Source organism: Xanthobacter sediminis, from assembly GCF_043195015.1.
In the GTDB taxonomy this organism is placed as follows: Bacteria; Pseudomonadota; Alphaproteobacteria; order Rhizobiales; family Xanthobacteraceae; genus Xanthobacter.
Genome location: NZ_JBAFWH010000006.1, coordinates 50,564 through 69,821, shown reverse-complemented (window position 1 = coordinate 69,821; position 19,258 = coordinate 50,564). Strand labels below are relative to the sequence as shown.

The window sequence follows — 19,258 nt, the reverse complement described above, 5'->3', positions numbered from 1 at the left end:
TGATGGGTTCAGCCGCAAGTGCCCTTGACGGGCATTTTCGTGAAAGGCGTTCATGACGGGTGCTCATGAGCAGAAGAAGCGAGGCGGCATCGCCGCCTCCGCTTCACAGGAGAGTTCCTCCGGAGCCGGCGTCGATCGCCGCGCGCCGCCCACGCGGTGCGCGGTCATCACGCCCTATCTCACCAAGCGGGCCTTGCGCGGCGCCACCGAACGGCGGGAGCCTGAGGCGCGCCTGGACGAGGCCGTGGGCCTCGCTGCCGCCATCGACAATCTCGATGTGGTTTATTCCGGCCTCGTGCCGCTCTCCGATATCCGGCCCGCGACCTACCTGGGTGCGGGAAAGGTGGAGGAGATCGCGGGCGTTGTGGCGGCCGAGGCTGTCGACCTCGTGTTCTTCGATTCCGCGCTGAGCCCGGTGCAGCAGCGTAACCTGGAAAAGGCATGGTCCACCAAAGTGGTGGACCGCACCGCGCTGATTCTCGAAATCTTTGGCCAGCGCGCCCGCACCAAGGAGGGCGCGTTGCAGGTGGAGCTTGCCCACCTGAACTACCAGCGCTCGCGCCTCGTGCGCTCCTGGACCCACCTCGAGCGGCAGCGCGGCGGCTTCGGCTTCCTCGGCGGCCCCGGCGAAACGCAGATCGAGGCCGACCGCCGGCTTATCGGCGAGCGGATCGTGCGGATCGAGAAGGAACTGCAGCAGGTGAAGCGGACGCGCGGCCTGCACCGCGCCAGCCGCAAGCGCGTGCCCTACCCGGTGGTGGCACTGGTGGGCTATACCAATGCTGGAAAATCAACTCTCTTCAACAGGCTGACCCAGGCGGACGTGACCGCGCAGGACCTGCTGTTCGCCACCCTAGACCCGACCTTGCGGGCGGTTGACCTGCCTCACGGCACCCGCATCATCCTGTCTGACACCGTGGGTTTCATCTCCGACCTGCCGACCCAGCTCGTGGCAGCCTTCCGCGCCACCCTGGAGGAGGTGCTGGAGGCGGACCTGATCCTCCATGTCCGCGACATTTCCCACCCGGACACCGAGGCGCAGGCGGCCGACGTGGCCGATGTGCTTGCGGAGCTGGGCGTGGAGGTGGAGGCAGGCGGGCGCGTCGTGGAGGTGTGGAACAAGGTCGACCGCCTCGGCCCGGAGGCGCGCGAGGCGGTGCTCAACAGCGCCCGCCGCGTGACGGGGGCGCAGCCGCCGGTCGTCGTCTCCGCGCTGACGGGGGAGGGGAACGCCGATCTGCTGGATGTGGTGGAGCGCCGCATCACGGCCGGGCGCTCCACCCTGGCCATCACCCTGGCAGCGGAGGATGGCGAAGGCATGGGTTGGCTCTACCGCCACGGCGAGGTGCTTGAGCGAACCTTGGAGCCCGATGGCGCCATGCAGGTGACGATTCGCGTGGCGCCTGAAAAGGCCGCGTTGGTGAAGCGGCGTTTCGGCGCGCGCAAAGTCCACGACGCCTGAGGGAGCCTGCGTCGCACTCAGGCGGCGCCCTTCTCCGCCACGGGCGCCTTTTCTTCGCGCTTCGCCTCTTGCCAAAGCTCTTCCATGCGGGCGAGCCCCGCCGCCTGAGGGGTGATGCCCTCATGCGCAAGGCTTTTCTCGATATGCCGGAAGCGGCGGGTGAACTTGTCATTGGTTCCCCGCAGCGCCGCCTCCGGATCAACTCCGGCATGACGCGCGAGGTTCGCCACGGCGAACAGGAGATCGCCGATTTCGTCCCGGACCGCGGCTGTGCCGTGATGGTCCAATGCCTCCGCGACCTCGTCCGCCTCTTCGCGGATCTTGGCCAGCACCTGTCGGGCATCGTCCCAGTCGAAGCCGACGCGAGCCGCCTTTTCCTGCAGTTTCAAAGCGCGGGTGAGGGCAGGGAGGGGCAGGGGCACGCCGCCCAGCACACCCTCCTCCTCCTCCGGCGCCTGCCCTGCCGCCGTCCGTCGGGCCGCCTTCTCCGCCTTTTCCTCGGCCTTGATCTCCGCCCAAAGCGCCTTCACGCGCGCGGGCTCAAGGGCGCGCGCATCGCCGAACACGTGCGGATGGCGGCGAATGAGCTTGGTGGTTATGGCCTCCACCACGCCACCGAAGTCAAACGCCCCGCGCTCCTGCGCCATCCGCGCGTGGAACACCACCTGCAGCAGGAGATCGCCCAGCTCGTCCCGGAGATCAGCGAGATCCCCGCGCGCGATGGCGTCCACCACCTCATAGGCCTCCTCGATAGTGTAGGGGGCGACGGTGGCGAAGGATTGCTCCAGGTCCCACGGGCAGCCCGTATCCGGCGTGCGCAGCGCGGCCATGATCTCAATCAGGCGCGCAATGTCGCGGGAGGCTTGCATGGGCTTCTCCTTTTGGGGGGAAAGCCGCACTCTACGCCGCCCGCGACGTTGAAGCGAAGCGGTTTCCCTCCCGAGGCCGGAACCTTCATGACGCAAGAGCCCGCTCCCCAGCCCGATCCCGCCATGACGGGGGGCATGCGCCCCGGCGAGCATGGGATCGACCTGCCCGGCCATTATGATGCTCAGATCTATTTCATCGGCCGGGCGCGCACGCCATGGCGCGTCCGCGCCGAATGCCCAAGGCAGGGCGATGCCATTTCCGGCCCCGTTTGCAGGCTGGAGATCGACCCGCGCTGGGCGGAGGCGCTCACCGGAATCACCGGTCATGCCCGGCTGCAGGTCCTGTATTGGATGGATCAGGCCCGGCGGGACCTCGTGCTCCAGATTCCGCGCGGCCAGCTGCCCGCCGGCACCTTTGCTCTGCGCTCGCCGGCGCGGCCAAATCCCATCGCATCCTCAGTCATCACCCTGGTCGAGGTGAACGGTCTTGCCCTCTGCGTCCGAGGGCTGGACTGCGTAGACGGCACCGCGCTTGTCGACCTGAAGCCCGAGCACCCCCAGCAAACGCCAGGCTGAAGGGGCAGGGCAGGCATTGCCGAGGAAACAGGACAACGTGATGGATGCCTGTTCAGCTCCCACGGAATGGCGGTTCCTGGACACCGTTATGGCGCGGCGAATTTAATTCGCAGAAGAGATATTATGGAATATGAAGATCAAGATCCAAATATAAATGACAGCTAACTGTCAAGTGTCGCGGGTGGGTTTTGGCGGCGCGGCACGCCTTCAGCTAAGGTTAGCTTTGCAATAAAAATGTTAATAAACAATGCTCTACGTCGCATATCGCAAGTGATTTGCCAGCTACAGCACCGCTGGCGCGCGATCCTCATATGGTAAATGACGACTTATCAGCGGGTCGCCAAGCGTCGCCGACAGCCTCCATCGGCGCGCTAAAGGACAAGCCATCGAATGCCGGCTCCACGGTGGTCGGCAACTGGCGCCTCAATGTCGCATAGTCGAGGTCGGTGTGAAGGTCGGTCAGGATCGCCCGGCGGGGCTTCAGGACGGCGATGTGATCGAGCGCATCCGAAACCGTGAAATGGGAGGGGTGCGGCGCCTCCCTCAGCGCATCGACAATCCATGTGTCGAGACCGTGCAGCTGCGCCAGCGAGCTTGCGGGAATGCCATTCACATCGCTGGAATAGGCCATGCCTCCGAAGCGGAAACCAAAGGAATCGATATCCCCGTGATGCTGGCGAAAGGCCAGCGCAACAACAGGCCCCCCGGGCCCCTCAATGACGATTTCATCCCCGTCCTGGAAGCGATGGGCGTTGAGGATGGGTGGATAGGCGCTGCCGTGCGGGGTTTCGAAGCAGTAGCCGAAGCGCTTGTGCAACGCCTTCAGCGTGTCATCGTCAGCGTGGATATCGATCCGGCGGCGATGCTCGATGGCGAGGGGGCGCAGATCATCGATGCCGTGGGTATGATCGGCATGGGCGTGGGTGAACAGAACTGCGTCCAGAGCAGGCACCTCGGCAGCCAGAAGCTGCTCCCGCAGGTCGGGGGAGGTATCCACTAGCACGCGCGTGGTGCCGTCAGGTCCTTGCCGGGTGACGAGGATGGAGCAGCGCCGCCGCCGGTTACGCGGCTCATCGGGGTCGCAGGCGCCCCATCCTTGCCCCACGCGCGGTACACCGCCCGATGAGCCGCACCCCAGGATCGTGACCTGGAGGGACGCGTGGAGGGGCGGTATTGGATGGGGCATGGATACCTCGCAGGCGACGCGGGCGGCAGCGGAGCCGGTCTCCGGGGGATTCTGCCGGATCGGCATCTAACCCGCCTTTAGCCCCCCGCTCAAATCCGAAGGCACCCTGCCCTCCCCTCAATCGTAGCCTTGGCGCGACAGGCTTTGTCGGCACATGCGCTTTCGCACCCGGACATCCACAATGTGAAGCATAGTGGAGGGTGACGACGTTGAGGCTGACAATGATGAAAGAAGGCTGATGAATGGTCGGAGCGAGAGGATTTGAACCTCCGACCCCTAGTCCCCCAGACTAGTGCGCTAACCGGGCTGCGCTACGCTCCGACTTGAGGCGTGTGATTAGACCATCCCTCCGCCCTCGACAAGCCCATTTCCGAACGACGGCGTCGCCATCCCCAGCCATGAACTCAACCTGTTGAAATCTCAAAGAGACTCAGATTGCGGCTCGCCAATTAAGTCTGAAATGTGACGAAAACAGCCATTCAGCCGCATCCCGGACCCCGGATCGGGACATTGTGAACACATTTCGTCGGCAATGGGGAGTGTCCTCAACAACAGGAAGAACGGACGCATGAAGAAACGCGTGGTCCTGTCCTGTGCGGCTCTGAGCCTGCTGGCGTTCGCGCCCGGATCGAGTCGTGCAGACACCTCCACCGGCATCGCCTCTTACTATTGGCAAGGCCAGCGCACTGCGAGCGGAGAACGGTTCAATCCGGGCGAGATGACAGCCGCCCACCGCTCCCTCCCCTTCGGAACGAAGGTGCGCGTCACCAACCTGCGGAATGGCAAAAGCGTCGTCGTGCGTATCAACGACCGCGGGCCATACATCCGGGGACGCATCATTGACGTCTCCCGGGCCGCCGCAAGCCATCTGGGCTTCACTGGACACGGGGTCACCCGGGTCAGCCTCGCCGTCACGAACTGAAATAGGCGCCGTCACGCGTTCTGCAAGAACCGGGAAGGGAAAAGTCCCCTCCCGGTTTTTTCATGCCTGCCCGGATTCGGCCTGCGGCTCCGTCACGTCCCGCAGCAATCGACGGCATTCCCCCAATTCGTAGAGGGTTGCCTGCAGGCGGTGCACATCGTCCCGCGAGAGCACGGGCTGCACCCCGCCCTGCCCTGTGGGCCGTTGCGGCTCCGTGCGCAGGTGTGGCGGCAGGTAAGGATCAATAGGCGCGCTCTGCGCCACGGGTGCTTCGAATGGCTCGCGGCCCTGCCAGAACGCGCCGGCCGGCGGCACATGGTGCCCCGCGCCCGCGTGCTGCGCGGTACGGCTCCATGGCCCCATTCCCGCAGCGGGAGCGTGCGGCGGCGGATTCTCCGGGCCAGCGAACGGGACGGGGCGATCCGCGGGGAAATCATCCTCCAGTGGGCCTGTCAGAGGCCCGACCCGGCGCACGGGCACTTCTGCCGCGACGGGTTCGGCAGCGCGCGCAGGAGCGGCGGGTGCAGGCCGTTGTTGCACGGCGGGCGCTGGCCTGGCGGCGGTCCCTTCGGCCGTCGCTGGGGCCTTGCGAACGGCAGCGAGCGGTGCGGGCATGATGTCCTCTTGATCCATTGAAGCGGGCAGGCGCACGGCGCTCGCGAAGCTCGAAGCGCCTGCCAGCGTCCCCATTCCAAGACGAGCGGAAACAGGCGCCTTGACCTGGAACGGCGTGGCCGCCACCTGCGGCTCGAAATGATGCGTGGGCGTAGCGCCGGGCAGGTCATTCTCCCAGGTGTCGGCGTCGTCCTCCGGCCAGGGCGCGAAATCTTCAGAGCGGGCGTCCGCCTCGTCGGCGGTGGCACCGTCATCCTCGTACCAGGCCGCGTTTTCCTCATCGGGCACATAGCCGCTTTCGGCATCGCCAGCTGAAATGTCTTCGGCTTCGTCCCAGGCGCCTGGGCCATTGGCCTCCGGAGCGGCGCGGGCGTCCTCGGCGGGGCTGAGGTGCTCATGCCAAACCGCAAGGTCGTGCTCGACCGCCGCGGATGCTCGCGCGAGCTCCGGCCATGCCGTTGTCGAGGCGCGGGGAAGCGGAGGCTCGTGCCGGGCCATCACCGGGGCAGGCTGCTCTGCCTCCGCCTCGGCATGACGACGGCGTAGCTTTGGGGGAAGATATTCATCCGGCGGACCGGGCTCACGCTCCTTGAGTCGCCGAATCCGCTCTTCCAGAGGCGCCGGTGCAGCAGGCGCCTCGGGCTCCATGAAGGGCAGCAGCGGATCGGAAAGCTCCTCGTCCACAGGCGCTGTCGCCACCCGGGCGGCGGGCCCCCGCGTGGGGCGGCGCTGCACGACGGGCGCGGGATGCGTCACCCGCGGCGGCGCGAAGGACGGAGCCTCGTTCGCAACCGCCCTGTCATCCTGCGCAGCATCCTCGGGCACGGCCGCGCGACGACGATCAGCAGGCGGCGCGCGCCTCTCCGGGCGCGGAGCTGGCGGCTCGTCCTCGAACTCCTCGATGTCATCGACCCGGGCGCGGCGCGGGTGTGGATCATCGGTCAGGCGCGGCTCGCGGTGGCGGGGCTCCGCCACATAGTCGCGCTCTTCGTAGATGCGCTCCTCGTAAACTCCATCGTCATAGCGGCGTTCCGCCAGGCGGCGTTCGCGCGTGCGCGGCGGCAGCGGCGCCACCGGCTCGCCGCGGTCGGCGGCGAGATCTCGGTCGGCGTCAGCATCCGGGAACGGAAGCGGCAGCTCCACATCACGCGGCAGGGGATCGAGCGCGGGGTCGTCATTGCCCTTGCCGCGGCGGCGGGGCAACAGGCCGAGAAGCCCGCCAAGGATGTCTCCATCCTGCGCGCCGGTCGGGCGCTCGGCCGGGGCGGTGCGCATGACCGCGACGTCACGTTCGACACCGACGTCCTGCACATGCCGAATCCCCTGCTCTTTCAGGATCTTCTGCACGCCTTTTATGGTGTAGCCTTCACGGTAGAGGAGCTGCTGGATACCGCGCAACAGGTCGATATCCTCGGGGCGGTAGAACCGCCGTCCACCTGCCCGCTTCACCGGCTTGATCTGCGGAAAGCGTGTTTCCCAGAAACGCAGCACATGTTGCGGCAGGTTGAGGTCCTCAGCGACCTCGCTGATGGTCCGGAAGGCATCCGGATCCTTTTCGCTCTCGCGCGCGTCGCCCACCTTGCATCGTCCTTTGCCGGCCTGTTCCGCTCAGTGGCGACGATTCCACCGAATCGTGCCGTTCCCCAGACGGAGCACAGGAATCATACCGGCATAGGCGTAGCGCGAAAAGGTAAGGTAAAATGTAACGTTATCAGTCCTCGTCCGCGCCGTCGGGCGTGGTGCCGTTGATACGGTGCTTGAGGATGCTGGACGGCTTGAACACCATCACCCGGCGCGGCTCGATGGGAACTTCCTGCCCGGTCTTGGGGTTGCGGCCGATCCGCTCGCCCTTCTCGCGGACCACGAAGGAGCCGAACGAGGAGAGCTTCACCGTTTCGCCCCGCGCGAGGCAATCGGCGATCTCCTTCAGCACCTGCTCCACCAGAGCGGCGGATTCGGTGCGGGAGAGCCCCACCTGCTGATAGACGGCCTCACACAGATCCGCCCGCGTCACAGTCCGACCAGCCATTTGTCTCCCCGACCCCTAGAGAGCCCGCCGCGGAAGCCAGGGGCGATGCTCGACAGCTCCGGCTCTCAATCTCACGATTTCAACCCGGTAAGGCTTCACCATGATGACGGTGCACCGTCCATTGCTCCGCAAAAAGAGAGAGCGCGGCTGCGGCATGAAGCCTAGCCGCGGGTCATCGGCCCGGTCAACGCAATTCACCAATGCGGCAAGGGGTAAAAGCCTGGAAATTCTACCAGCGCAGCAGCGCGGAGCCCCAGGTGAAGCCCCCGCCCATGGCCTCCAGGAGCACCAGATTGCCTCGCCGCACGCGTCCGTCCCGCCAAGCGACGTCCAGGGCCAGCGGAATGGACGCTGCGGAGGTATTCCCGTGGAGATCGACGGTGGTCACCACCTTCTCCGGCGCGATCCCGAGCTTCTGCGCGCTGGCATCGATGATGCGGCGGTTCGCCTGGTGCGGCACGAACCAGGCGATGCTGTCGGCGCTCTCGCCCGTGGCGGCGAAGGCATCGGTGATCACGTCGGTGATCATGCCCACCGCATGCTTGAACACTTCGCGCCCTTCCATCCGCAGGTGGCCAACCGTGCCGGTGGAGGACGGGCCGCCGTCCACATAGAGCTTGTTGCGGTGGCGCCCGTCGGAGCGCAGATGCGTGGTGAGCAGGCCCGAAGTTCCCGCGCTCTCCTGTGGCAGGGCCTCCAGGACCATGGCTCCGGCACCGTCCCCGAACAGCACACAGGTGCCCCGGTCCTCCCAGTCGAGGATGCGGGAGAAGGTCTCCGCGCCGATCACCAGGGCGCGCTTGAAGGCGCCCGTCTTCAGGTGCGCGTCCGCGGTGGCGAGCGCAAAGACGAAGCCGGAGCAAACCGCCTGCACGTCGAACGCTGCGCCGTGGGTGATGCCGAGTTCGGCCTGCACCGTCACGGCGGTGGCCGGAAAGGTCTGGTCGGGGGTAGCGGTGGCGAGCACGATCAGATCGATGTCGCCGGGCTCCAGGCCCGCATCGGTCAGGGCGCGGCGGGCGGCCACCAGCGCGAGGTGGGAGGTGCACTCGCCCTCCGCCGCGATGTGGCGCTGGCGGATGCCCGTGCGCTGCATGATCCATTCGTCGGACGTGTCGAGGCGCTCCGACAGCTCGGCGTTGGTGACGACCCGCTCGGGAAGATAGGAGCCGATGCCCCGCGCGACAGACCTGATCCCGCTCACGATTGACCTTCCACCCCAACAGGCTGGGCCACCGGCGCCACCGATGCCGCATGGCCGACGAGACTTTTTTCGATGCGCGCCAAGATCTCGTAGCGCACCATGTCGTAGGCGACATCCACCGCGGAGGCGAAGCCTTCCGCATCGGTGCCGCCGTGGCTCTTTATGACGATGCCGTTGAGGCCGAGGAACACGCCGCCGTTGGAACGGCGGGGGTCCATCTTTTCCCGGAGCGCCTGGAAGGCGTCGCGCGCGAACAGATAGCCGATGCGCGCCCGCAGCGAACGCCCCATGGCGGCGCGCAGGTAGGAGGCGAGCTGCTTGGCGGTTCCCTCGGCGGTCTTGAGCGCGATATTGCCGGCGAATCCCTCGGTCACCACCACGTCCACGGTGCCGGCGCCGATGTCGTTGCCCTCCACGAAGCCGTGGTAGTTCACGCCCCAGTTCTCCTCGCGCAGGATGCGCGCGGCCTCCTTCACCTCCTCGACGCCCTTGATCTCCTCCACGCCGACGTTGAGCAGGCCAACGGAGGGGTTCTCGATGTCGAACAGCACGCGTGCCATGGCGGAGCCCATCACCGCCATTTCCACGAGGCTCTTGGAGGTGGCGCCGATGGAGGCGCCCACGTCGAGCACCACGCTTTCGCCGCGCAAGGTGGGCCAGATGCCGGCGATGGCCGGCCGGCTGATGCCCGGCATGGTGCGCAGGTTGAAATTGGCCATGGCCATGAGCGCGCCGGTGTTGCCGGCCGAGACGGCGGCGTCCGCCTCCCGCAGCTTCACGGCATCGATGGCTCGCCACATGGAGGATTTGTAGCGCCCGCGCCGCAGCGCCTGGCTGGGCTTGTCGTCCATGCCCACCACCACTTCGGTGTGGACGACGCGGGATGCGGCCGCAAGCTTGGGATAGCCCGCCAGCAGGCCCTTCAGCCGGGCTTCGTCTCCGTAAAGGATGAAGGTCGCGTCGGGATGGCGGCCGAGGGCGATCTCCGCACCGGAAAGAACCGTCTCCGGACCATGGTCTCCTCCCATGGCGTCGAGAGCGATGCGGACGGCTGCGGTCATTTAGAAAGCGAGTCCCATTGTTTTACAAATGCCGGACGGCCGGGGCCGGACCGGGCGACGACCGCCGAAGCGGGGCACCGGAGCGGCTCGGCCCGAGTCTCAGCACCTTCATACCTTCATGCAGGGCGGATGACGACGGTCGTGGCGAGGCCCGGGATACCCTGACGCGCCGCCGCGTCAAGGCGGGCGGACAATAGCGGCTCGGGTGCACATGGCAAGGGTGCTGTGCCTCCGCGCTGCGCGCGGAGAGCGCGGTCAGTCCTTATCGTCCGGGCCCTTCAGGCGCGAAAGGGCAGAAAATGGCGAGATCGCCGCTGCGTCTTCCGCCGGGGGCTCGAACACGACCCCCGGCTTGCGCGGATAGGGGTCAATCCCTAGCGCGAGGAATTCGCTCGCGAGGGCGCCGAGGTCGATCGCGCCGTTCTCGATCTCGTCCGGCGGGTCATAGCTTTCGTCGCCCTCGGCCTCGGGCGGCAGCGCGGTGCCGGCCGGCACGAAGTGCACGTCGATTTCCTCCCGCACCGGAGCCTCGAACGGCTCCAGCGTGACGCCGCAGGACTGCACCACGGCGGCGTCGAGCCGGCCCGTCACGCGCAGGCCGTCGGCACCCTCCGGCGCAATGTGGAGCGCCGCGGAGAAGGCGGGCACGGCGATGACGCCCATGTTCCGCGCCAGACTGGCGCGCTCCGCCTCGCTGGCTTCTATGCGCAGGTCCACGCCATGTGGCGGCACCTCGGCGACACTGAGAATGTGGCGGAGCGGAAGATCGGTGAGGGGCGGTTGGGTCATGGCTTCAGCCTCGCATCGCCTCGGGCGTCGGCAGGTCGAGCGTGCCACGCGCCAGGGTCTCGAAGGGCGCCGCAGCCAGGGCGCGCACGGCGGCGCGGACATAGGCGGCGAGCGCGCGGGAATGATCGGCCGCGGCGCCTGCGTCCGTCTCCAGGATGTTGCGCGCGAGCGCTGCCACAAGCAGTGCGTCATCCTGCGCGGCCAGGGCGGCGTCATAGGCGGCGGCGCGGCCGTAGAAGGCGGCACCGATCTTTTTCATCTTCTTGGGCACCGAGAGGTCGCCCACCCCCATCTCGCGCAGGGTGCGGTCCATGTCGGAGGCGAAGGTGTCGAACAGCTCCTGCGAGAGGGCGCGCTCCCCCTGGCCGCCGCCCTTCAGGCGATGGCAGACGAGAATCGTGTGCAGAAGCACCATCTCGAAGCGGCCCTCCAGCGTGTCCGGCACGCCGAAGTCGGTATAGAACGCCTCTCGCCGCGAGAGCGCCACGATCGCGCCATACAGGCGCTCAATGGTCTCGCGGCTCTTTGAGGGGCGGAACAGTTTGAACATCGCATCCTTGAAGGATCGGCCGGAATGCGCCAAAGCGCGATCCGGTGCTCGGGCGAGAGAAGTGTCGCGAGCGGGGTAACGCGGCGCCGGCCGCGGCGCAAGCCTCCGCGTCACGGTCATCGGCCGAACAGTGAGGAAGCATAGCACGGGCGCCCTCGCTCGTGTGGTATGTCAACCGGGCGGGGCCTCCGGCCACAGGCTGGGGACATCAAAAGATGGGGATGCGTGTGGTGACACGGCACATGGGACATTCGCGGCAGGCGGCGCAAGGTGAAGCCGGGACGATCCGTGACCGGCGCGCCGGGCGGGCAGGCGCGGCTCTCGCCCTGCTGCTGGCCGCCACCACGCTTTCCGCCTGCGCCAATATCGTCGGCGGCAGCGGCACCTCGCTCTCCGGCGTCACCCGCACCTATCAGCGCGGCTACGTGCTGAGCGAGGGCGCGCTGGACCAGGTGCCGGTGGGTTCGAGCCAGGAGCAGGTGCTGCTGGTGCTCGGCACCCCCTCCACGGTCGCCACCGTGAATGGACAGGTCTTCTACTACATCTCCCAGACCGCCCAGAAGGTGGCCTTCCTGAAGCCGGAGATCACCGAGCAGAAGGTGCTCGCCATCTATTTCGACAAGAACAACCGCGTGAGCCGCGTCGCACAGTACGGGCTGAAGGACGGCAAGGTGTTCGACTTCGTCTCGCAGACCACGCCCACGAGCGGCGAAGACCTGAGCCTGGTGCAGCAGCTCATCGGCCTCGTCAGCTTCTGAGGACTGCGCGGCGCCCGCTCACAGGCGGGCTCCGCGCACCGTAGTCGAAGCCGTTCTCGCATCGGCTTCCGGCCGATGCGCTTTCAGCGCGCGAAATCGCTGCCGTGGTTGATCGCGACCGGCCTCTTTTGCCGCTCGTCTTCCCGCGCTCTGACCCGAGGGGGCCATGCCCCCCCGGAAAGCGGGATGCCGGAGGCTTGCCCAACCCCTGGCCCGCACCTCAGACGGCCCGTGCGATCGCGAGAAAATCCGCAGCCTTCAGGCTCGCCCCGCCCACCAGCGCGCCGTCCACGTCGGGCACGGCCAGCAAGGTCGCGGCATTGTCCGGCTTCACCGAGCCGCCATAGAGGATGCGGATGCCGGCCGCCTCGGCACCGAATCGCTCGGTCAGCACCTTGCGGATGGTCGTGTGCACCTCGGCCACATCCGCGGGCGTGGGCGTGCGGCCGGTACCGATGGCCCAGATGGGCTCGTAGGCGACCACGAGATTCGCCGCGCCCGCGCCTTCCGGGATCGATTGGCGCACCTGCCGCGTCACCACGGCGGCGGCCTCTCCGGCCTCGCGCTCGGCCAGGGTCTCGCCCACGCAGACCACCGGCAGCAGGCCGGCCCGCCACGCCGCCTTCACCTTGGCATTCACGATCGCGTCGCCCTCGCCGTGGTCCGCGCGCCGCTCGGAATGGCCGACAATGACGGCCACCGCCCCGGCATCCTTCAGCATCTCGGCGGAGATGTCCCCGGTGTGGGCGCCGGAGGCATTGAAATGGCAATCCTGCCCGCCCAGCATGATGGGGCTGCCGGCGATGTCGGCAGCGAAGCCGGCGAGCAGGGTCGCGGGCAGGCATACCAGCACGTCCGCCTTGGCCTGGAGGGTGGTGTCGAGGCCCGCCACAATCCCCCGCAGCTCGCTCTTGGCGGCGCGCAATCCGTTCATCTTCCAATTGCCGGCGATGAGGATACGGCGGGCGGCGGGCATGGGCATCTCCGAAGGCGTGTCGTTGGGGCGTTGTCGTCCGCCCGTCACGTAGCAGAGCGCGCAAAAGCCCGCAAACGGGCGCAATTGCGTGGTGAAGCGCCGTTGCGGGGCCCCCTGCCCCTCCCTATGATGCGCCGCCTCCGCGCCGGCCCCGCCCGCGCCTATCGAACGAATGGACGATGGTACTTCAGACTCTCCGCAAGGGTGCTTCCGGCTGGATCGCCAAGATCTTCCTTCTCCTGCTCACACTCAGCTTCGTGGTCTGGGGCATCGCCGACGTGTTTCGCGGCTTCGGCGCCAGCACCGTGGCCACTGTCGGCGGCACGGATATTCCCGCGGCCGATTATCGCAATGCCTTCATGGAGCAGGTGCAGCGCATCGGCCGCAGCACGGGCAAGGGCCTGACCACCGAGCAGGCGCGTGCTTTCGGCCTCGACCGCCAGGTGCTGAACCAGATGATCGCCGACGCCACCCTCGACGAGGAGGCCCGGCGCCTGGGCCTCGCGGTGGGTGACGCGCAGATCGCCAAGGCCATCCAGGATAATCCGAACTACCGCCGCCCTGGGGCCGACAGCTTCGAGCCGGCCTATTTCGACCAGCTGCTGCGAGCCAATGGCCTGACCGAGCAGCGCTTCGTCGCCAGCGAGAAGAAGCGCGCGCTGCGCGAGCAGGTCATCGACGGCCTCGGCGATGGAATCACCGCGCCCAAGGTGTTGCTCGACGCCCTGCACCGCTACGAGGGCGAACTGCGGAACGTCTCCTACATCTTGGTGACGGCCGCAGCCGCTGGCGACCTGCCGGCCCCCACGGATGCCGCGCTCCAGGCCTTTTTCGATGCCCACAAGGTGGCCTTCCGCGCGCCGGAATACCGCAAGGTTTCGGTGCTGGCGCTGACGCCCCAGGCGTTGGCGGCCGCCATCACCATCACCGACGCGGAAGCGCGCGCGGCCTATGATCGCGACATCTCCCGTTTCGGCACACCCGAGCGCCGCGAGGTGCAGCAGATCGTCTTCACCAAGCCCGATGACGCGACCGCCGCCGCCGCGAAGATCAAGGCCGGCGCGAGCTTCGCCGAGATCGCCACTGCCGAGGGACTCACCGCGAAGGACACGGATCTCGGCCTCGTGACCAAGCCCGGCATCATCGATCCAAAGATCGCAGAGGCCGCCTTCTCCCTGGCGGATGGCGCAACCAGCGCGCCTGTCGCGGGCCGATTCGGCGCGGCACTGGTGCATGTCGCCAGGATCGAGCCCGGCACCACCCGGCCCTTCGACGAGGTCAAGGGCGAGCTGATGCAGGAGCTGGCGCTTGCCAAGGCACGGCGTGAGCTGCTCGACAAGCACGACGCCGTGGAGGACGAGCGCGCCTCTGGCGCCACCCTGGCGGAGACCGCCCAGAAGCTCGGCCTCAAGCTCCAGGTGCTCGACGCGGTGGACCGCTCCGGCCGCGACCCGCAGGGCAATCCCGTGGATGTGCCCGGCGGCCAGGAGCTCGTCGCCGGCGCCTTCGCCTCCGCGCCGGGCGTGGAGACTGACACGGTGCAGCTCCCGCAGAACGGCGGCTTCATCTGGTACGAGACCAATGCCATCACCCCCTCGCGGGATCGCACCTTCGAGGAGGCCAAGGCGGCCGTGACCGCCCGCTGGACCGAGGAGGAGACCGCCAAGGCGGTGGCCGCCAAGGCCAAGGCCCTGCTCGCGAAGGCTGAGGCGGGAACGCCCCTGGCCCAGGTGGCCGGCGAGGCCGACCTGCCGATCCAGATGGCTGACGGCCTGCGCCGCGGCCGCGCCGACGGCTCCTTCTCCCCCGAGAGCCTCGAAACGGTGTTCGACGCGAAGGAGGGTGGATTCGGAGAGGCGGCAGCGTCCAAGGCGCCGGAGCGCATCGTGTTCCAGGTCACCAAGGTGATCGTGCCGCCGCCCACCGAGGTGGACGCGCGCATGGCGCAGGATCTCACCCGGCAGATCCAGAATGACGTGCTGATGCAATATCTCGGCGGGCTGCAGAAGCAGATCGGCGTGCAGATCAACCAGCGCGCCTACGCCCAGTCCATCGGCGCGCAGGCCAATTGAGGCGGAGGGAGAGATGAACGCACCCTCCGACCTGGAGCATTTTGTCGCTCGTTACCTCAAGGGCGAGGCGCAGGTGGTTTCCACCACCCTGGTGGCGGACCTGGAAACACCTGTTTCGGCCTTCCTGAAGCTTGCCGGGGAGCTGCCGAACACCTTCCTGCTCGAATCGGTGGAAGGCGGCCAGGCACGCGGCCGCTATTCCATGATCGGCCTGAAGCCTGACCTTCTTTTCCGCGTGCGTGGCGACCTCGCCGAGATCAACCGCGCGCCGGATGTGGACGCGGAGGCCTTCACGCCGTGCGCCGAGGCGCCGCTGAAGGCCCTGCGCGCGTTGCTGGCGGAATCCGCCATCGACCTGCCGGAGGGCGCTCCGCCCATGGCCGCGGGCGTGTTCGGCTACCTCGGCTACGACATGGTGCGGCAGATGGAGCGGTTGCCTGCCGCCAAGCCCAGCGTCATGGGCGTGCCGGATGCCTTCCTGATCCGCCCCACCATCATGGTGGTGTTCGATTCGGTGAAGGACGAACTGACCGCCGTCACGCCCGTTCGCCCGAAGGCGGGCATCACGCCCCAGGCGGCCCATGAAGCGGCGCTCGACCGGCTCGATGCCGTGGTGCGGGCGCTTGAGGGCGCGGTGGCCCATCCGGCGCCGGAGCCCTTCCACGGCGCGGTGGAAGCGACCTCCAACACCACCCCGGCGGAATATCGCGCCATGGTGGAAAAGGCGAAGGAGTATATCCGGGCGGGAGACATCTTCCAGGTGGTGCTCTCCCAGCGCTTCGAGAGCCCCTTCACCCTGCCGCCCTTCTCGCTCTATCGGGCGCTGCGGCGGGTCAATCCCGCACCCTTCCTCGTGTATTTCAACTTCGCCGGATTTTCGCTGGTCTGTTCCAGCCCCGAGATCCTGGTGCGGCTGCGCGCGGGCAAGGTCACCATCCGCCCCATCGCCGGCACCCGCCGCCGCGGCGCCACGCCCGGGGAGGACGAGGCGCTGGCGCACGAGCTGCTGGACGATCCCAAGGAGCGCTCCGAGCATCTCATGCTCCTCGACCTCGGACGCAACGACGTGGGCCGGGTCTCGAAGGTCGGCACGGTCAGCGTCACCGACAGCTTCTTTATCGAGCGCTACAGCCAGGTGATGCACATCGTCTCCAACGTGGAAGGCGAGCTCGCTCCGGGCTGCGACGCGCTGGACGCTCTTGCGGCAGGCTTCCCGGCGGGCACCGTCTCCGGCGCGCCGAAGGTGCGGGCCATGCAGATCATCGACGAGCTGGAGAGGGACTGCCGGGGCATCTACGCCGGCGCCATCGGCTATTTCGGCGCCAATGGGGAGATGGACACCTGCATTGTCCTGCGCACCGCGGTCGTGAAGGACGGTCGCATGTATGTGCAGGCCGGTGCCGGCATCGTCTACGATTCGGTCCCGGAGAATGAGCAGCAGGAATGCGTGAACAAGGCCAAGGCCCTGTTCCGCGCTGGCGAGGAGGCCGTGCGTTTCGCGGCCACCGCTAGCAAGGGCCAGTGATGCCCGGCAGCCGTGAGGGGGTCTCACGGGTTCTGCTCATGCCAGCGAGGCAATAAGTGGAATGCAAACGGCATCGGTCGAGGGTCGGCGCCGTTTGCAGGAGGGGCGTCGCCGCATCTGTTGCGCATGTTTGCAGATTCGCAAAAATCAAATAAAATCAAATAATTATAAGCATAGACTCATGTGGCGCATGAGGTGGTAATGGGGTCTCCACCCATCCTTGTGCCGGGCACTGCGGCTAACCTCAGCCAGCTTTTGAATGGGCGGACAGGTCGGTGATGCCGGGCTTTTCGCCGGTCAGCGGGTTGTCCGGGTCCCAGGCGTAGGTCAGTGTCTCGAAGCGCATGCTGGTGGCGTCGATCATCAGCAGGCGGCCGACCAGCCCTTCCCCGAAGCCGACGATGGCGCGGATAACCTCCAGCGCCACGATGGAACCGGCGATGCCCGCCAGCGCCCCCAGCACTCCGGCTTCCGCACAGGCGGGGACGAGGCCGGGCGGCGGCGGCTCCGGAAACAGGCAGCGGTAGGTGGGGTTCGGAGCGCCGTCCGGCCGCCGCTCGTGGGCGCGGATGGTGGTTACGGTGGCGTCGAAGGCGCCGAGCGCCGCCGTAACCAGGGGCTTGCGCGCGAGTACGCAGGCATCGGACACCAGATAGCGGGTCGCGAAATTGTCCGAGCCGTCCACCACCACGTCCACCCCGGCGATGAGGCCAAGCGCGTTTTCCGCGTCGAGGCGCGCGGGAAAAGCGTCCACCGCCACATGCGGGTTCAGTGCCGCAACGGCATCGCGCGCGCTGTCGGTCTTCGGCCGGCCAATGTCAGCAGTGCGGTGGATGACCTGACGCTGGAGATTGGAGAGCGAGACGGTGTCGTCATCCACCAGGATCAGGCGGCCGATCCCCGCCGCCGCAAGATAGAGCAGCACCGGGGCGCCGAGCCCGCCGGCCCCCACCACCAGCACGCTCGCCGTCTTCAGCTTCTGCTGTCCGGGTCCGCCCACGTCGCGCAGGACGATGTGGCGGGCGTAGCGTTCGATTTCCTCGGTCGAGAAGGCCATGGCACGACCCCCGCGCGCCTGCCCTCAGGAGGCCGGCGCGGAAAGCTTGGCGATGAGGGGCATCAGCGTGTTGTTCACCGTCTCCGCCGTGAGCGGACCAACGAATTTGTGGACGATCACGCCGTCGCGGTCGAGCACGAAGGTTTCGGGCACTCCGTAGACGCCCCAGTCGATGGCGGCGCGGCCCTTCGGGTCCACGCCAACGGCCGTATAGGGCAACCCGTACTGGCCGAGGAATCGGCGCGCATTATCGGGCGCGTCCTTGTAGTTGAGGCCGACGAGGCGCAGGCGCGGATCCTCCGCGATCTTCATCAGCAGCGGATGCTCTTCCCGGCAGGGCGCGCACCATGAGGCCCAGACATTGACGAGGGTCGGCTTGCCCTTCAGCTCCGCCACGTCGAAGCCCGGCACGGGCACGCCCGCACGGGTGAGGCCCGCCAGAGGCTCCAGCGCCACCGCCGGGGCCGGGCGGCCGACGAGCGCCGAGGGCACCTTCGAGGGGTCGCCCCCCGTCTCCAGGCGCGAGAGGAAGAGGGCGGCCAACGCCAGGAACAGCACCAGCGGCAGCGCGACCAGCCATAGGCGTCGGCGCGGCTTCGCCTCGGGCGATTCGGGTTGGGTGGAAATCGGATCGCTCATTTCGTTCCCACCAGGGGTTCGCCGCCTGTGGCGTTGGCTGCGCGCGTGCGGGAGCGGCGGCGCAGCCCGCGCGCCTCCAGCTCGGCCAGGGCGCGCCGCTCATGGCGATAGGAGAGGAGCGTCCAGGCCGCGAGCAGGCCCAGCCCCAGGAGCGAGACGCCATAGGAGGCGGCGATGAAGAAGGTGTGGCTCATGGGCGGTCCTAGGCCAGTGCCTCGGAGGCGGCACGCGCCTCCAGCGCCTGCACGCGGCGGCGCAGGATCTCCGTGCGCATGCCCACCATGTGGAGCGTGAGGAACAGCAGGGTGAAGCCGAACGCGCAGGTGAGCAGCGGCCACAGCAGGCTCGAGTCGATGGTCGAGCCGCCCATGCGGAACACCGAGGCCGGCTGGTGCAGCGTGTTCCACCAGTCCACCGAGAATTTCACGATAGGCACGTTGATGAAGCCCACCAGCGTGAGCACCGCAGCCGCACGGCCGGCGCGGTTGGGGTCCTCGATGGCGGCGCGCAGCGCCATGAGGCCGAGATAGAGCAGCAGCAGCACCAGCATGGAGGTGAGTCGCGCATCCCACACCCAGTAAGTGCCCCACATGGGCCGGCCCCAGAGCGAGCCGGTGATGAGACAAAGGGCCGTGAAGGTGGCGCCGATGGGCGCAGCGGCCTTGTGTGCCACATCCGCCAGCGGATGCCGCCACACCAGGATGCCGATGGAGGACGCCGCCATCATGCTGTAGCCGAACATGCCCAGCCACGCGAATGGCACATGGATGTACATGATCTTCACGGTCTCGCCCTGCTGGTAGTCCGGTGGCGCGCGGAAGGCGAGCCAGAAGCCCACGGCGAGCACCAACAGCGCTGCCGCAGCCAGGAAAGGCAGCACGCGGGCCGAAAGGCTCAGGAAGCGAACCGGATTGGCGAGGTCGAGAAGCGGCATGAGAAACCTTCTAGAGCGCCCTTGCGGCGGAGGG

The 19,258-nt window shown here is 67.5% G+C and carries 18 protein-coding genes, 1 tRNA gene and 1 pseudogene; 6 read left to right on the top strand and 14 right to left on the bottom strand.

Features of this window, described 5'->3' with window-relative positions; genetic code table 11:
- Positions 1–52 precede the first annotated feature (52 nt).
- Entirely contained in the window at positions 53–1,462 is a 1,410-nt protein-coding gene (hflX, locus tag V5F61_RS09830; RefSeq protein ID WP_393988249.1) for a GTPase HflX, read from the top strand.
- Between the two features lie 17 nt (positions 1,463–1,479).
- On the opposite strand, the gene mazG is transcribed toward hflX, so the two are convergent.
- Positions 1,480–2,331, bottom strand: coding sequence for a nucleoside triphosphate pyrophosphohydrolase (gene mazG, locus V5F61_RS09825; protein ID WP_393988248.1), 852 nt, complete (start codon positions 2,329–2,331; stop codon positions 1,480–1,482).
- A gap of 123 nt (positions 2,332–2,454) precedes the next feature.
- Between mazG and V5F61_RS09820 the strand changes: the two genes are divergently transcribed.
- A complete protein-coding gene (locus tag V5F61_RS09820; RefSeq protein ID WP_393988247.1) occupies positions 2,455–2,907 on the top strand; it encodes an SAM-dependent methyltransferase in 453 nt (150 codons plus the stop codon).
- Positions 2,908–3,214: 307 nt separating this feature from the next.
- On the opposite strand, the gene V5F61_RS09815 is transcribed toward V5F61_RS09820, so the two are convergent.
- On the bottom strand, positions 3,215–4,093 hold the full coding sequence (locus V5F61_RS09815) for an MBL fold metallo-hydrolase (RefSeq protein ID WP_393988408.1): 879 nt from the start codon (positions 4,091–4,093) through the stop codon (positions 3,215–3,217).
- Positions 4,094–4,336: 243 nt separating this feature from the next.
- A tRNA-Pro gene (locus tag V5F61_RS09810) sits at positions 4,337–4,414 on the bottom strand.
- Positions 4,415–4,661: 247 nt separating this feature from the next.
- On the opposite strand from V5F61_RS09810, the gene V5F61_RS09805 reads away from it, so the two are divergent.
- Positions 4,662–5,015, top strand: a complete 354-nt coding sequence (locus tag V5F61_RS09805) for a septal ring lytic transglycosylase RlpA family protein (protein WP_393988246.1) — start codon at positions 4,662–4,664, stop codon at positions 5,013–5,015.
- A gap of 1,922 nt (positions 5,016–6,937) precedes the next feature.
- Here V5F61_RS09805 and V5F61_RS09800 read toward each other — a convergent pair.
- The 6 genes and pseudogenes from V5F61_RS09800 to V5F61_RS09775 form a co-directional block, all read right to left on the bottom strand.
- A pseudogene (locus tag V5F61_RS09800) lies at positions 6,938–7,208 on the bottom strand (MerR family transcriptional regulator); the annotation flags it as partial.
- Between the two features lie 133 nt (positions 7,209–7,341).
- A complete protein-coding gene (locus V5F61_RS09795) occupies positions 7,342–7,659 on the bottom strand; it encodes an integration host factor subunit alpha (protein WP_393988245.1) in 318 nt (105 codons plus the stop codon).
- A gap of 229 nt (positions 7,660–7,888) precedes the next feature.
- Complete coding sequence (locus tag V5F61_RS09790; RefSeq protein WP_393988244.1) at positions 7,889–8,863, bottom strand: beta-ketoacyl-ACP synthase III; 975 nt, start codon at positions 8,861–8,863, stop codon at positions 7,889–7,891.
- On the bottom strand, positions 8,860–9,924 hold the full coding sequence (gene plsX / locus V5F61_RS09785) for a phosphate acyltransferase PlsX (protein ID WP_393988243.1): 1,065 nt from the start codon (positions 9,922–9,924) through the stop codon (positions 8,860–8,862). Before plsX ends, V5F61_RS09790 begins: the two co-directional genes overlap by 4 nt.
- 255 nt (positions 9,925–10,179) lie before the next feature.
- On the bottom strand, positions 10,180–10,713 hold the full coding sequence (locus tag V5F61_RS09780) for a YceD family protein (protein ID WP_393988242.1): 534 nt from the start codon (positions 10,711–10,713) through the stop codon (positions 10,180–10,182).
- Positions 10,714–10,717: 4 nt separating this feature from the next.
- The gene (locus tag V5F61_RS09775) at positions 10,718–11,263 is read right to left on the bottom strand and encodes a ubiquinol-cytochrome C chaperone family protein (RefSeq protein ID WP_393988241.1); all 546 of its coding nucleotides are present in this window, start codon (positions 11,261–11,263) and stop codon (positions 10,718–10,720) included.
- A 242-nt stretch (positions 11,264–11,505) separates the two neighbouring features.
- Between V5F61_RS09775 and V5F61_RS09770 the strand changes: the two genes are divergently transcribed.
- Entirely contained in the window at positions 11,506–12,021 is a 516-nt protein-coding gene (locus V5F61_RS09770; RefSeq protein ID WP_393988240.1) for an outer membrane protein assembly factor BamE, read from the top strand.
- A gap of 220 nt (positions 12,022–12,241) precedes the next feature.
- On the opposite strand, the gene tpiA is transcribed toward V5F61_RS09770, so the two are convergent.
- Positions 12,242–12,997 (bottom strand): triose-phosphate isomerase, encoded by a 756-nt coding sequence (tpiA, locus tag V5F61_RS09765; protein ID WP_393988239.1) that lies wholly within the window; start codon positions 12,995–12,997, stop codon positions 12,242–12,244.
- Between the two features lie 179 nt (positions 12,998–13,176).
- On the opposite strand from tpiA, the gene V5F61_RS09760 reads away from it, so the two are divergent.
- Together V5F61_RS09760 and trpE are read left to right on the top strand one after the other, a co-directional pair.
- On the top strand, positions 13,177–15,069 hold the full coding sequence (locus tag V5F61_RS09760) for a peptidylprolyl isomerase (protein WP_393988238.1): 1,893 nt from the start codon (positions 13,177–13,179) through the stop codon (positions 15,067–15,069).
- A gap of 13 nt (positions 15,070–15,082) precedes the next feature.
- On the top strand, positions 15,083–16,594 hold the full coding sequence (gene trpE, locus V5F61_RS09755) for an anthranilate synthase component I (RefSeq protein ID WP_393988237.1): 1,512 nt from the start codon (positions 15,083–15,085) through the stop codon (positions 16,592–16,594).
- Between the two features lie 244 nt (positions 16,595–16,838).
- Here trpE and V5F61_RS09750 read toward each other — a convergent pair whose 3' ends face one another.
- Genes V5F61_RS09750 through V5F61_RS09735 form a run of 4 tightly spaced genes read right to left on the bottom strand, consistent with a single transcriptional unit; the run spans position 16,839 to position 19,224 of the window.
- A complete protein-coding gene (locus V5F61_RS09750; RefSeq protein ID WP_393988236.1) occupies positions 16,839–17,651 on the bottom strand; it encodes a HesA/MoeB/ThiF family protein in 813 nt (270 codons plus the stop codon).
- A 24-nt stretch (positions 17,652–17,675) separates the two neighbouring features.
- Positions 17,676–18,290 (bottom strand): DsbE family thiol:disulfide interchange protein, encoded by a 615-nt coding sequence (locus V5F61_RS09745; protein WP_393988235.1) that lies wholly within the window; start codon positions 18,288–18,290, stop codon positions 17,676–17,678.
- Positions 18,287–18,484, bottom strand: a complete 198-nt coding sequence (gene ccmD / locus V5F61_RS09740; RefSeq protein ID WP_393988234.1) for a heme exporter protein CcmD — start codon at positions 18,482–18,484, stop codon at positions 18,287–18,289. Before ccmD ends, V5F61_RS09745 begins: the two co-directional genes overlap by 4 nt.
- An 8-nt stretch (positions 18,485–18,492) precedes the next feature.
- The gene (locus tag V5F61_RS09735) at positions 18,493–19,224 is read right to left on the bottom strand and encodes a heme ABC transporter permease (protein WP_393988233.1); all 732 of its coding nucleotides are present in this window, start codon (positions 19,222–19,224) and stop codon (positions 18,493–18,495) included.
- Positions 19,225–19,258 lie beyond the last annotated feature (34 nt).